This window comes from Variovorax sp. IB41 (genome assembly GCF_016405905.1).
GTDB lineage: Bacteria > Pseudomonadota > Gammaproteobacteria > Burkholderiales > Burkholderiaceae_C > Variovorax.
Genome location: NZ_JAEFCB010000025.1, coordinates 38,477 through 52,876 on the forward strand (window position 1 = coordinate 38,477; position 14,400 = coordinate 52,876).

Annotated in this window: 10 protein-coding genes; all 10 read left to right on the plus strand. The window is 68.3% G+C overall.

Annotated features, from left to right (window positions below):
• Window positions 1-2 precede the first annotated feature (2 nt).
• On the plus strand, window positions 3-2,312 hold the full coding sequence (gene gspD, locus JC881_RS28920) for a type II secretion system secretin GspD (RefSeq protein ID WP_198789229.1): 2,310 nt from the start codon (window positions 3-5) through the stop codon (window positions 2,310-2,312).
• A gap of 5 nt (window positions 2,313-2,317) precedes the next feature.
• Window positions 2,318-3,709, plus strand: a complete 1,392-nt coding sequence (locus JC881_RS28925) for a GspE/PulE family protein (RefSeq protein ID WP_198789230.1) — start codon at window positions 2,318-2,320, stop codon at window positions 3,707-3,709.
• A 30-nt stretch (window positions 3,710-3,739) separates the two neighbouring features.
• On the plus strand, window positions 3,740-4,978 hold the full coding sequence (gene gspF, locus JC881_RS28930; RefSeq protein ID WP_198789231.1) for a type II secretion system inner membrane protein GspF: 1,239 nt from the start codon (window positions 3,740-3,742) through the stop codon (window positions 4,976-4,978).
• A gap of 21 nt (window positions 4,979-4,999) precedes the next feature.
• Complete coding sequence (locus JC881_RS28935; protein WP_198789232.1) at window positions 5,000-5,626, plus strand: DUF7822 domain-containing protein; 627 nt, start codon at window positions 5,000-5,002, stop codon at window positions 5,624-5,626.
• An 8-nt stretch (window positions 5,627-5,634) separates the two neighbouring features.
• A complete protein-coding gene (locus tag JC881_RS28940; RefSeq protein WP_198789233.1) occupies window positions 5,635-6,534 on the plus strand; it encodes a 5'-nucleotidase in 900 nt (299 codons plus the stop codon).
• A gap of 292 nt (window positions 6,535-6,826) precedes the next feature.
• Window positions 6,827-8,938, plus strand: coding sequence for a LamG-like jellyroll fold domain-containing protein (locus JC881_RS28945; RefSeq protein WP_198789234.1), 2,112 nt, complete (start codon window positions 6,827-6,829; stop codon window positions 8,936-8,938).
• 50 nt (window positions 8,939-8,988) lie between these two features.
• Complete coding sequence (locus tag JC881_RS28950; RefSeq protein WP_198789235.1) at window positions 8,989-9,198, plus strand: hypothetical protein; 210 nt, start codon at window positions 8,989-8,991, stop codon at window positions 9,196-9,198.
• A gap of 50 nt (window positions 9,199-9,248) precedes the next feature.
• Window positions 9,249-11,468 carry a phosphocholine-specific phospholipase C gene (locus JC881_RS28955; protein ID WP_198789261.1) on the plus strand — a complete coding sequence of 740 codons (2,220 nt, stop codon included), beginning with the start codon at window positions 9,249-9,251 and terminating at the stop codon, window positions 11,466-11,468.
• A 29-nt stretch (window positions 11,469-11,497) separates the two neighbouring features.
• A complete protein-coding gene (locus tag JC881_RS28960) occupies window positions 11,498-13,744 on the plus strand; it encodes a phosphocholine-specific phospholipase C (RefSeq protein WP_198789236.1) in 2,247 nt (748 codons plus the stop codon).
• 446 nt (window positions 13,745-14,190) lie between these two features.
• Window positions 14,191-14,388 (plus strand): hypothetical protein, encoded by a 198-nt coding sequence (locus JC881_RS28965; protein WP_198789237.1) that lies wholly within the window; start codon window positions 14,191-14,193, stop codon window positions 14,386-14,388.
• The last annotated feature ends 12 nt before the right edge of the window (window positions 14,389-14,400 follow it).

A 14,400-nucleotide genomic window follows, 5' to 3' on the forward strand; every position in this document is an offset into this window, starting at 1 on the left:
CCATGATGAAGCCACTGTCCACGCCCGGCGCACGCCTGGGCATCGTCGCGCTCGCGGCGCGCCTGCTGATCGCGGCGTCGTTCCTGCAGGTGCTGCCGCCCGCCTTCGCGCAGGGCGACGCGCCGCGCCGCGGCGAGCCGATCACGCTCAACTTCTCCAACGCCGACATCGAGGCCGTGGCCCGCACCATGGCGGTGGTCACCGGGCGCGACGTGGTGGTCGATCCGCGCGTGAAGGGCACGATGAACCTGGTGACCGACCGCGCCATCCAGCCGGCCGCCGCCTTCAACCAGTTCGCCTCGGCGCTGCGGCTGCAGGGCTTTGCGGTGGTGGAGGCCGACGGCCTCTACAAAGTGGTGCCAGAGGCCGACGCCAAGCTGCAGAGCAGCACGGTGAACACCTCGATCGGCGCCACCGCATCGTCGGGCAGCAACCAGATCGTCACGCAGATCTTCCGGCTCAACTACGAATCGCCCAACAGCCTGCTGCCGGTGCTGCGCCCGCTGATTCCGCCGAACAACACCATCAACGTGAACCCGGGCAACAACTCGCTCGTGATCACCGACTACGCCGACAACATGCGCCGCCTGGCGCGCATCATCGCGGCGCTCGACGTGCCCAATGCGTCGGACATCGAAATCATCCAGCTCAAGCATTCAGTGGCCAGCGACCTGCTGCCGCTCGTGCAGCGGCTGGTCGACGGCAGCGGTTCGGGCGCGGCGCCGGGTGCTGCGCCGGGCGCGGTCGATGCGTCGTTCCGCACCACGCTGCTGGCCGATCCGCGCAGCAATTCGCTGATCCTGCGCGCGGCCAACCCTGCGCGCGCGCAGCTGGTGCGCACGCTGGTCGAGAAGCTCGACCGCGCGCCCGCGGAAAGCAGCAACGGCCTGGCCGGCAACATCTACGTGGTCTACCTGAAGAACGCCGATGCGGTGCGCCTGGCAGCCACGCTGCGCGCCGCGATGGCGGCCAACCAGCAGTCCACGCCGGGCTCGCCCGGTGCCGCTGGCGGCGGCGGCAGCAGCCCCGCGCCGCAGCAGGCCAGCTTCCAGCAAAACAACCAGAACAGCTTGAGCGGCAACAGCGGACAGGGCGGCTCCGCAGCCGCCAACGCGCCGCTGAACAACGCCAACCAGCCTTCGACCGGCGGCCAGATCCAGGCCGACCCGTCGACCAACTCGCTGATCATCACGGCGCCCGAGCCGCAGTACCGGCAGATGCGCGCGGTGATCGACCGGCTCGACGGCCGGCGCGCGCAAGTGATGATCGAGGCGCTGATCGTCGAGGTGAACGCCACCAAGGCGGCCAGCTTCGGCGTGCAATGGCAGAGCGCGCTGGGCAACAACGCGCTCATCGGCACCAACTCGTCGCTCAGCGGCGCGAACATCCTGGCGCTGACGCAGGCCATCGCCACCAAGAACCCGGCCGGCATCCAGCTCGGGCAGGGCCTGAACCTGGGCATTGCCGGCAAGATCGGCGGCCAGTACATCCTGGGCGCCATTGCCAACTTCTTCAGCAACGACAACGACGCCAACGTGCTGTCCACGCCCAACCTGCTGACACTGGACAACGAAGAGGCCAAGATCGTGATCGGCCAGAACGTGCCCTTCCCCACCGGCTCGTACGCGAGCACGTCGGGCTCTGTGGGCATCAACCCGTTCACCACCGTGGAGCGCAAGGACGTGGGCCTCACACTGCGCGTGCGCCCCACGATCAACGAGAACGGCACCGTGAAGATGCAGATCTTCCAGGAGATCTCCAGCGTCGCGGCCGGCACGCTCACCGACCCGAACGGCCCCACGACGGACAAGCGCTCGCTCGAGTCGAGCGTGCTGGTGGACGACGGCGGCCTCGTGATGCTCGGCGGCCTGCTGTCGGACACCTACGGCACCAGCATCGACAAGGTGCCGCTCGCGGGCGACATCCCGGTGGTGGGCAACCTCTTCAAGAGCGAGAACCGCTCGCGCAGCAAGAAGAACCTCATGATGTTCCTGCGCCCGGTGGTGATGCGCGACGCCGCATCGACCGAGGCCTTCGCCTACGACCGCTACGACCAGATCCGCGGCCTGCAGCAGGTGGTGCAGCCCAATGCCGACAACGTGATGCTGCGCTCCGTCGATGCGGCGCCCATCCTGCCGCCCTCGCCGCCGCTGGGCACCACGACCGGCCGCAGCGGCAGCCTGCGCGAGCAGGGCACGCAACTGATCCCGCCGCCCGCGTTGCCGGCCGACAACCGCAAGCTCGCCCCGAGCCCCCTGCGCGGCGCCCTGCCTCCCACCGCCGACCCGGTCAGCGCGCGCGAACTGCCTTGATGTCCATGCGCTACCCGCTTCCCTACGCGTTCGCACGCAGCCAGCAACTCCTTCTCGAAGAAGCCGACGACGGCCGCTACACGCTGTGGATGTCGTCGCACCCCGCGCGCAGCGCGGTCGGCGAGGTGGCGCGCAAGTACAGCGTGCAGGCCTTCGAGGTGCTGGCCGACGCGGCGCTCGCACAGCGCATCAGCGCGGCCTACGCGCAGGGCGAATCGAGCGCCGCCGCGGTGGTGAGCGAAGTGCAGAACGACGCCGACCTCTCGCGCATGATGCAGGAGCTGCCGGCGGTCGAAGACTTGCTGGCCAGCGCCGGCGACGCGCCCATCATCCGCATGCTCAACGCGCTGCTCACGCAGGCCGCGCGCGACGGCGCGAGCGACATCCACATCGAGCCCTACGAGCGGACCTCCTCCGTGCGCTTTCGCATCGACGGCACGCTGCGCGAGGTGGTGCAGCCCAACCGCGCGCTGCACGCCGCGCTGATCTCGCGCCTGAAGATCATGGCCGACCTCGATATCTCCGAGAAACGGCTGCCGCAGGACGGGCGCATCAGCTTGCGCATCGGCACGCGCGCGGTCGACGTGCGCGTCTCCACGCTGCCGAGCGCGCACGGCGAACGCGCGGTGCTGCGTTTGCTGGACAAAAGCGAATCGAAACTCACGCTCGAATCGGTGGGCATGCAGGGCGACACGCTGCAGCGCTTCGAGAAACTCATCACGCAGCCGCACGGCATCATCCTGGTGACCGGGCCGACCGGCTCGGGCAAGACCACCACGCTGTATGCGGCGCTGGCCCGGCTCGATGCGAGCCGCAGCAACATCATGACGGTGGAAGACCCCATCGAGTACGAGCTGCCGGGCGTGGGCCAGACGCAGATCAACGCGAAGATCGAACTCACCTTCGCCAAGGCCCTGCGCGCGATCCTGCGGCAGGACCCGGATGTGATCATGATCGGCGAAATCCGCGACTTCGAGACCGCGCAGATCGCCATCCAGGCGTCGCTCACCGGCCACCTGGTGCTCGCGACGCTGCACACCAACGACTCGGTCAGCGCCGTCACGCGTCTCACCGACATGGGCGTCGAGCCATTCCTCCTGAGCTCGTCGCTCCTGGGCGTGCTCGCGCAGCGCCTCGTGCGCAAGGTCTGCACCAGCTGCGGCGGCGCGGGCTGCGACGTCTGCGGCCAGACGGGTTATCAGGGCCGCACCGGCATCTTCGAATTGCTGGTGGCCGACGAAACCGTGCAGGGCCTCATCCACAGCAAGGCGGCCGAGAGCGAACTGCTCCAGGCCGGCGCGCGCGGCGGTCTCAGGCTCATGCGCGAAGACGGCGAGCGGCTGGTGCAGGCGGGCATCACCTCGCGCGCAGAACTCTTGCGCGTCACACGCGACTAGCGGCCAGCGCCCCACCTCGTCACACCCGCCATGCCCGCCTATTCCTTCGAAGCCATCGACGCCAGCGGCCAATCGCGCGAAGGCGTGCTCGAGGCCGACACCGCGCGCAGCGCCCGCAGCCTGCTGCGCGCGCAGGCGCTGATTCCGCTGTCGGTCACGCCGGTCGGCAGCGACCACATCAACGGCACCGGCCAGCGCAGCAGCCTGAGTCGCTGGCTGGGCGGCGGCAAGCGCGTCTTCAATTCCACAGGCCTTGCGGTGTGGACGCGCCAGCTCGCGGGCCTCGTCTCTTCCGGCCTGCCGCTCGAACGCGCGCTCACGGCGCTCACCGACGAAGCCGAGTCCGAACCGCAGCGCAACCTGGTCGCGTCGCTGCGCGCCGAGGTCAACGCGGGTTCGCCATTCGCGCGCGCGCTGTCGGCGCACTCGCGCGAGTTCTCGCCCATCTACACCGCGGTGATCGGCGCCGGCGAGCAGAGCGGCAACCTGGGCCTCGTGCTCGATCGCCTGGCCGACGACCTGGAAGAACGCCAGGCGCTGCAGCAGAAGCTGATCGGCGCGGCGCTGTACCCGGCCATCGTCACGCTGGTGGCGATCGTGATCGTGATCTTTCTCGTGAGCTACGTGGTGCCGCAGGTGGCGCAGGTGTTCGCGGGCACCAAGCGCTCGCTGCCCTTTCTCACCACCGTGATGCTCTCGCTGAGCGCGGGCGTGCGCAACTACGGCTGGTGGATGCTGGGCGGCGTGGTGCTCACCGCCATCGGCGTTCGCGTGGCGCTCGCGCAAGAGGCGTTCCGCCTGAAGTTCGATGCGGCCTGGCTCAAGCTGCCGCTGGTGGGCAAGCTCGCGCGCGGCTACAACGCGGCGCGCTTCGCCAGCACGCTCGCGATGCTGGCCACCGCTGGCGTGCCGATCCTGCGCGCGCTGCAGGCGGCCTCCGAAACACTGGGCAACCGCGCGATGCGCGCCGACGCGCTCGACGCGCTGGTGCTGGTGCGCGAAGGCGCGCCGCTCGCTTCGGCGCTCGCGCAGAAGAAACGCTTTCCGGGCCTCGTGTCGATGTTCGCGCGCCTGGGCGAGCAGACCGGCACGCTGCCGCTGATGCTGCAGCGCGCGGCCAACCAGCTGGGCGCCGAAGTGCAGCGGCGCGCGATGCGCCTGGCCACCATCCTGGAGCCGCTCCTGATCGTGGCGATGGGCGGCGTGGTGATGCTGATCGTGCTGGCCGTGATGCTGCCGATCATCCAGCTGAACCAGTTCGTCAAATAACCCCAAGGGAGCCTCGCCGCCATGGCCAATCGGAGCTACCTGTTCGCCAGCCCGTTCGTGCCGGGGCCCGATCCCGCGAAGGACGATCCGCGGCAGGTCAAGGGCATCTCGGAGCGCAACTACGACATACCGCTGGTCTACCAGCTGCTGGTGTCCGCGGACGTGCAGCTGTGCCGCTCGATGATCTGGACCAGCCTGGACGAACCGACCGCGCTCGCGGGCCGCGCCGGCGCGGGCATCGGCCGGCTCCAGCAGTTTTTGGCCCGCATCGACCACCCTTCGGTCGCGCCGCTGCGGGACGAGGCCCTGGACTTCCTGAACCGCCACGCCGACCGCAACGGCTACTTCGTGCTGGAGTGCGCCGAGATCCTCGACATGGGCGACGAGCCGCTGGGCGAGCAGGCCGCGAGCCTGCTGCGCGACGTGCAGGACATCGACGCGGAGATCGAAGCCGCCATCGCCCGGCTCGCGCCGAAGAAAAAGAACTTCTGGGAGCGCATCTTCGCGCCGTCGCAGGAGAGCATCGAGGCGCCCCTGCGCGAGCTGGGGCTGGGCTACTGGTCGGATACGCTCTACTACGCGCCCGATGACGCGCCCGATGACGCGCCCGATGACGCGCCCAACGACGCGCCCAACGAAGCGAACTGAATCACCCCATGCCAGTCACCCTCGAAGACAAGCTCGTGGTCGCGATTTCCTCGCGCGCCCTCTTCAACCTCGAAGAAGAAAACCGCATCTTCGAGGCCGGCGACAACGAGGGCTACATGAAGCTGCAGCTGGACCGGCTCGATGTGCCCGCCGCCCCCGGCATCGCGTACTCGCTGATCCGCAAGTTGCTGCGCTTCAACGACGATGGCGTGCAGCGCGTGGAAGTGGTGATCCTTTCCCGCAACGACCCGGTCTCGGGCATGCGCATCTTCAAGTCGAGCGCGGCCGCCGACATCAAGCTGCAGCGCGGCGTGTTCACGCAGGGCCGCCCACCATTCGGCTACCTGCGCCCGCTGCGCGCACATCTCTTTCTCTCGGTCAATGCGCAGGACGTGCGCGAGGCGCTGGTCGCGGGCTTTCCGGCCGCGCGCGTGCTGGTCGAATCGGTGAAGGCGAGCGACGCCTGGCCCAACGAAGTGCGCATCGCCTTCGACGGCGATGCGGTGCTGTTCTCCGACGAAGCCGAGCGGGTGTTCCAGGCCGAGGGGCTCGACGCCTTCCAGGCGCACGAGTTGAGCAAGGCCGACCTGCCGCTGCCCGAAGGCCCGTTCAAGCCGCTGCTGATGGCGCTGCACCGGCTGCAGATGGCGGGCAATGCGCAGATGCGCATTCGCACCGCGCTGGTCACCGCGCGCAGTGCGCCGGCGCACGAGCGCGCGATCCGCACGCTGATGAACTGGAACATCCGCGTGGACGAAGCGATGTTTCTCGGCGGCCTGCCCAAGGGCGAATTCCTGCGCGAGTTCGAGCCTGATTTTTTCTTCGACGACCAGACCGGTCACGTCGATGCGGCTTCGCGGCATGTGCCCGCGGGGCATGTGTCCAGCGGCATCAGTAACGAGGGCTGACCCCCAGGCTTCGCGCACTTCGTGTCGCTTCGCCAACCCCCTTGCAGGGGGCAATATCTGCGGCCCGGCAAAGCCGGTTCCGCGATATTCGTTGAACGATACCGCCCACTTTGAAGTGCTGAATCCGCGCGTCGTCACGCGCACGACTTCGCTCTGTCATCGCGCATTCATTGCCGCGTAACGCGCGCTTCTTAGCCTCGCTGTCTGTTCGGTGCGCAGTGCCCTTGTGGCACTTTTTTTTTGCCGCGCCGGCTTCCATCCCTCCGACAGACAGACCCACCGGCTTACTCCGATGCGCCCGATCACACCTTCGCACGCCCCGCTTTCCACGCGCTGGCTCCTGCCCCTTGCCACGTCCATCGTGCTTGCCGCCTGCGGCGGCGGCGGTGGCGGCGGCCCCGCGTTCCCGCTCGTCAACGTGCCACCTGCCAACAATGGTGGTGGTGGTGTTGGCGGCGCCAATCCGCCGGCATCCGGCACGAACCAGGGCAAGAGCGGCCCCAAGGCACTCGTCGTCGAGATCGACGGCCTCACGCACGCCGCCCTGCGCGATGCGATCGCGCAGAACAAGGTGCCCGCGCTGCAGTCACTGCGCATCGCACCGGCATGGACCGGCGGCGCCAACGGCACGCCGAGCGAACAGCGCACCACCGACGGCCCGGGTTGGGCCACGCTGCTCACGGGCACCTGGGTGCCGCGCCACGGCGTGCGCTGGGACACGGCCGAGCAGCGCATCGACGCGAAGCTCGCGCCCTCGGTCTTCGCGCTCGCCAAGCAGAACAAGGCGGCCGGCTACAAGACCGCTTCGGTCACGGCCAATGTGCTCTATCCGCAGCTCATGGCCAGCGAGAGCGGCACCGTCGACGGCACCGTCGACGGCGCCGTCGATTGCGCGGGCGCCGATGCCTGCGTGACCGAGCGCACCGCGCAGTTCATCGATGCCGGCTACGACCTCACGGTCGCGCAATACGGCGCACCCGCCGCAGCCGTCGGCAATGGCTTGAAGAGCGATGCCTACCAGCGCGCAATCTCGGACACCTCGGCCGCCATCGGCCAGTTGCTCGCACGCATCGCCAAACGCACCGCCAACGATGCGAAGGAGGACTGGCTCGTCATCCTCACGACCGGCCACGGCCTGGATGCCTTCGGCACCGCCACCGGCCTGCAGGCGATCGACAACAAGACCGTCTTCATCGCCAGCAACAAGACGCTGGCCGCGTTGCCGGGCGTCGGCACGGCAGCGCCAGCAGACACCGCGTTGCTGCAACTCGCCGCGGCCACCGACATCGCGCCGACCGTGCTGCGCCATCTCGGCGCGCTGCCGGTCGCCCAGGCCTACACCTTCAACGGACAGGCGCTGCAGGCCGCGACGTCGTTGCGCAATCTCTCGGCCAAGGCCGGCGCGGACAAGACCAGCATCGATCTCGCATGGACGCTCTCGGGCGATGCGAGCGCGCCGGTGCTGGTGCTGCGGGGCGGCAAGCTGGTGGCTGCGCTGCCGGCCGGCTCGACCGCGTACAGCGATCCCATCGTGGCCGATGCCGATGGCGTCTACACCTACCAGTACACCGTCGTTTCCGGCGAAGCCAGCCTCGCGCTCGCCGCGCAGCTGGCCTACGTGAAGCCCGCGACGCTCGCGCCCACGCTGGCGAACGGCCTCGTGAACTACTACCCGCTGGACACGCTGCCCGCCGCGGACCTGAAGAGCGCCTCCACGCTCGCACCGTGGGCGGCCGATGCCAACGGCGGCACCGTGGTCGACGACGGTTTCAAGATTCCCTACAAGGTCAAGGCGCTGCGCGTGGACAGCACGGTGAAGAACGCGGGCGGCTCGGCCGGCTACCGCCTGCTGCAGACCACCGACGTGGCCACCAACCCGGCCGTCACCGCCTACACCCTCGGCTTCTGGGTGCGCACCGACGCCACCTGCAGCCAGGGCGTAAGCAACGGCGCCTCGATGCTCGCCAACAAGAACTACACCACCGGCGCGAACGCGGGCCTGGCGATCGGCCTCTTCGGCAGCTGCGAGATCCGCTTCAACGTGGGCACCGGCAGCGCGCGCGCCGACAGCAACGGCTACGGCCTCAGCGCGGGCCAGTGGGCCTATGTGGCGGTCGTGATCGACAAGGCCAACCTCCAGCTCACCGGCTACGTGTTCGATTCGGCCCGCGCCATGCAGACCGGCAGCGCCACGCTCACGAGCGCGCTGGTCGCGCAGCTGGGAGGCCTGAAGAACGGCATCGGCCTCAACGAAGACGGCACCGGCCAGTACTACCAGCGCGAGACCAGCTCGCCGCGCGGCGCGATGGACTTCAACGAGTTCGCGATCTGGAACCGCGCGCTCACCACCGACGAGCTCGCGAGCATCTTCAAGTCGGGCCAGCCGCTGATGTTGCTGCCCTGAACCGTCCCTGACCACCCCCCGACAACAAACGACTCGAGAGGATCTCCATCATGAATATTCCATTCCTTGCCACGCGCTTCGTGCCCGTGCTGTCCACGCTGGTCGTGGCCTGTGCCCTGTCCGCCTGCGGTGGCGGCAGCGATGGCGGCGGCGGCTTCTTCGGCGGCCTGCCGGGCGCCGGCACGCCGCCCACGACGACCCCGCCGGTCACCACGCCGCCCGACACCGGCGTCGCCCCCGTCAAGAGCTGCGCGCCCTGACCCCGCGCGACATGAACTCCCGCGACATGAACCCGCAGAACGACAAGCCCATGAAGAACTCGCGCCGCAACTTCCTCACGAGCACCGCCACCACCGGCGCTGCCGCCCTCGCGCTCTCGGCCTTTCCGCCGGCCATTCGCCGCGCGCTCGCCATTCCGGCCAACAACAAGACCGGCACCATCCAGGACGTCGAGCACATCGTGATCCTGATGCAGGAGAACCGCTCGTTCGACCACTACTTCGGCACGCTCATGGGCGTGCGCGGCTTCGGTGACCGCTTCACCATTCCGCTGCCCAAGGGGCTCAATGTCTGGCAGCAAGCCGACGACACGGGCAAGCCCGTGCTGCCCTACCACCTGGACCAGACCAAGGGCAACGCGCAGCGCGTTGCGGGCACGCCGCACGACTGGAACGACAGTCAGAACGCATGGGACGGCGGCCGTGCCTACCAGTGGGCCAAATACAAGAAGACGGGCACGGCGCCGTACACCCAGTCCATGGGCTACCTCAAGCAGGCCGAGTTGCCGTTCCAGTTCGCACTGGCCAATGCCTTCACGCTGTGCGACAGCTACCACTGCAGCATGCACACGGGCACCAACTCGAATCGCATGTTCCACTGGACCGGCACCAACGGCCCCACGGGCGCGGGCGTGGCCTCGGTCACCAACGAGTGGGACGACAGCTACACGCCGCCCTCGACCACCGGCTACGAGTGGAAGACTTTCCCCGAGCGCCTGCAGGCGGCCGGCATCAGCTGGATCGTCTATGAAAACATGCGCGACAACTTCGGCGACAACCCGCTCGTGGGCTTCAAGCAGTATCGGCAGGCCAGCGAGGCATCGGGCAAACCAGTCACGAACACCGGCACGGTGCCGGCCTACGACCCGGCCAGCGATGACGTCGGCAACCCGCTGTACAAGGGCATCGCCAACACCATGCCCGGCGCCAATGTGGATGAGTACCTGAACACCTTCCGCAACGACGTGAAGAACGGCAAGCTGCCGCAGGTCTCGTGGATCGTCGCGCCCTCCACCTATTCGGAGCACCCCGGACCGTCCAGCCCGGTGGAAGGCGCCTGGTACGTACAGGAAGTGCTGGACGCGCTCACCGCCGTGCCCGAGGTCTGGAGCAAGACCGTGCTGCTCATCAACTTCGACGAGAACGACGGCTACTTCGACCACTACCCCTCACCGGCCGCGCCCTCGCTGAACCCCGACGGTTCGGCCGCGGGCAAGACGACGCTGCCCGAAGCCGACATCGCCTTCGAGCGCTTCACGCACCCCAAGCCGCCGGGCACCACCCGGCAACCCGCGCCCGATGGCCGCGTCTACGGCCCCGGCGTGCGCGTCCCGATGTACATCGTCTCGCCGTGGAGCCGCGGCGGCTGGGTCAACTCGCAGGCCTTCGACCACACCTCGGTGATCCGCTTCATCGAGGCGCGCTTCGGCGTGAAGGAGCCCAACATCTCGCCGTTCCGGCGCGCGGTGTGCGGCGACTTGACGAGCGCGTTCAACTTCGCAACGCCCAACACCGAGGCGCTGCCCACGCTCGCGGGCCGAACCACGCGCACCGACGCCACCAAGACGCGCAGCGACCAGGAAGCCCTCGCGCAGGTGCCGCTGCCGCTCGATCCGCAACTGCCGCGCCAGGCCACCGGCACGCGCCCCTCGCGCGCGCTCCCCTACGAGCTGCACGTGAGCGCGCGCGCCGATTCGGTCGGCGGCAAGATCCAGCTGCTGTTCAAGAACAGCGGCAAGGTCGCAGCCGTGTTCCACGTCTACGACAAGCTGAACCTCGATCGCCTGCCGCGCCGCTTCATGGTGGAGCCCGGCAAGTCGCTGGACGACGCGTGGAGCGCTATGACCGACAACAGCGGCTTCTACGACCTGTGGGTGCTCGGGCCGAACGGCTTTCACCGCCACTTCAAGGGCGACCTCAATGCGCTGCGCACGAGCGGCGCGAACCCCGAGGTGCGCGTGTGCTACGACATCGCCAACGGCAACGTGTACCTGGAGATGCTCAACGCCGGCACGAACCCCGCGAAGTTCACCGTGCGCGCCAAGGCCTACCGCGACGACGGCCCGTGGGGTGCCACCGTCGCAGGCGGCGCCAAGGCAGAGCAGCAGTGGGTGCTGGCCGGCAGCGGCCAGTGGTACGACTTCGCAGTCACCTGCGATGCCGACCCGGCCTACTACCGGCGCTTTGCCGGCCGCGTGGAAAACGGCAAGCACACGGTGAGCGATCCGGCCATGGGCCTGGCCGACCTGTGAGCGTGATGCCTACCGAAAAACACGGACCCATGAATTCACGCCGCAAATTCCTCACGGGCACCGCCACCACCGGTGCTGCCGCGCTGGCGCTCTCGGCCTTTCCGCCGAGCATCCGCCGCGCCCTCGCGATCCCTGCCAACAACAAGACCGGCACGATCATGGACGTCGAGCACGTCGTGATCCTGATGCAGGAGAACCGCTCGTTCGACCACTACTTCGGCACGCTCATGGGCGTGCGCGGCTTCGGCGATCGATTCACGATTCCGCTGCCCAAGGGGCTGAACGTGTGGCAGCAAAGCGATGCGACAGGCAAACCCATCCTGCCGTACCACTTCGACAGCCGCACGGGCAACGCCCAGCGCGACGGCGGCACGCCGCACGACTGGAACGACAGCCAGAACGCGTGGGACAACGGCCGCATGTACCAGTGGCCGCGCTACAAGACCAACAAGGCGATGGGGTACCACAAGGAGGCCGAGGTCCCCTTCCAGTACGCGCTGGCCAACGCCTTCACGATCTGCGACGCGTACCACTGCGGCATGCACACCGGCACCGACGCGAACCGCTCGTTCCACATCACCGGCACCAACGGACCGACCGCGCAAGGCGTGGCGTTCGTGCGCAACGAGTGGGACGCGATCGACGGCCTGCCCGCATCGGCCAACACCGGCTACACGTGGAAGACGTATGCCGAGCGCCTGGAGGATGCGAGCGTCAAGTGGATCAGCTACCAGAACATGCCCGACGAATGGGGCGACAACATGCTGGGCGCGTTCCAGCAGTTCCGCCAGGCAAACCTCGCCTCGGGCTTTCCGGTCTCCAGCGGCGGCGCGCCGCAAAAGCCCTATGCGCTGACCGGCCAGGCGCTGCCGTACCACGCCTACGACGCGGCCTCCGACAACGCGAAGAACCCGCTCTACAAGGGCGTGGCCAACACGCTGCCGGGCACGACGCCCGAGACCTACCTGGACGCGTTCAAGCGCGACATCCGCGAAGGCAAGCTGCCGCAGGTCTCGTGGATGAATGCGCCCTCGATCTACTGCGAGCACCCCGGTCCGTCGAGCCCCGTGCAGGGCGCATGGTTCCTGCAGGAAGTGCTGGACGCGCTCACCGCCGTGCCCGAGGTGTGGAGCAAGACCGTGCTGCTCATCAACTTCGACGAGAACGACGGCTACTTCGACCACGTGCCCTCGCCCTCGGCGCCTTCGCCCAACGGCGACGGCACCTACGCCGGCAAGACCACGCTGCCCGATGCGGACCTGGGCGCCGAGTACTTCACGCATCCGGCGCCGGCCGGCAGCGGCAGCCAACCCAAGCCCGACGGCCGCGTCTACGGCCCGGGCCCGCGCGTGCCGATGTACGTGATCTCGCCGTGGAGCCGCGGCGGCTGGGTCAGCTCGCAGGCCTTCGACCACACCTCGGTGCTGCGCTTTCTGGAGACGCGCTTCGGCGTGAAGGAGCCGAACATCTCGCCGTTCCGGCGCGCGGTGTGCGGCGACTTGACGAGCGCCTTCAACTTCGCCACGCCCAACAGCGAGGCGCTGCCCACGCTCACGGGGCGCACGACGAAGGCCGATGCCGACCAGCTGCGCACCGCCCAGCAGGCGTTGCCGCAGGTGCCGCTGCCGCTCGATCCGCAGTTGCCGCGCCAGTTCACCGGCACGCGGCCCTCGCGCGCGCTGCCTTACGAGCTGCATGCGAGCGCCAAGGCCGACACGATCGGCGGCAAGGTGCAGCTGTTGTTCGCGAACACCGGCAAGGCGGCGGCGGTGTTTCATGTCTACGACAAGCTCAACCTCGATCGCCTGCCGCGCCGCTACATGGTGGAGCCCGGCAAGACGCTGGACGACGCGTGGACGGTGATGACCGACAACAGCGGCTTCTACGACCTGTGGGTGCTCGGGCCGAACGGCTTTCACCGCCACTTCAAGGGCGATCTCAATCGCCTGCGCGCCGGCGATGCGGCGGTGCCTGAAGTGCGCGTGTGCTACGACATCGCGAACGGCAACGTCTACCTGAGCATGCGCAACGACGGCAAGAACGCCTGCAAGTTCACCGTGCGCGCGAAGGCCTATCGCGGCGACGGTCCGTGGACCGCGACTGTCAACGGTGGTGCGACAACCGACCAGCACTGGGAGCTCGCCGCGAGCGGCCAGTGGTACGACTTCGCTGTCACCTGCGATGCCGATGCGGGCTACTACCGCCGCTTTGCGGGGCGCGTGGAAACGGGCAAGCACACGGTGAGTGATCCGGCGATGGGGTTGGCCGATCTTTGATCTTTTGCGAAGGGGTTCCGGGGTGTGTGCATAGGCCACCGGGTACTCCCCTCCGCGAATGTCCCCCGGGCTTCGCCCTCCTCCTTGATTTCGCTGCGGGGAGTACCCGGTGCCCTGTGCACTTGGGCGCGCTGCTGGTGATCGGCGATCAACCACCGCTCCGAAAGCGCTCGCGCTGATGGTGGGCTCTGTTTCGCGAAATCAAGGAGGAGGCGAAGCCGGGGGACATTCGCGAAACAGAGCCCACCGTCGGCGCGAGTGCCGCCCTGAACAAGCGCATGACGCGCACACGAATACGTCGCAAAGCGCCCCGCGCGTTTCGCACGCTTACACCTCGCCCCCGTCCCGTTCATGGCGATGTCACGCGCATTTTTTAGCCTCGAGTCCAGCGGCCTTCGCGACCTGCGTGAAGTGCCCGCACAACAACACCAAGAGGATCTCTCCCGATGCAACTTCTTTCTTATCCCATGCGGCTCGCACCCGCGTTGATCGTGGCCTGCGTGCTCTCCGCCTGCGGTGGCGGCAGCGATGGCGGCGGCTTCTTCGGCGGTCTGCCCGGCGCCGGCACGCCGCCCACGACGACCCCGCCCGTCACGACGCCGCCCGACACGGGCGTGAAGCCCGAGATGCGCTGCGCGCCCTGATCGCACGACGAG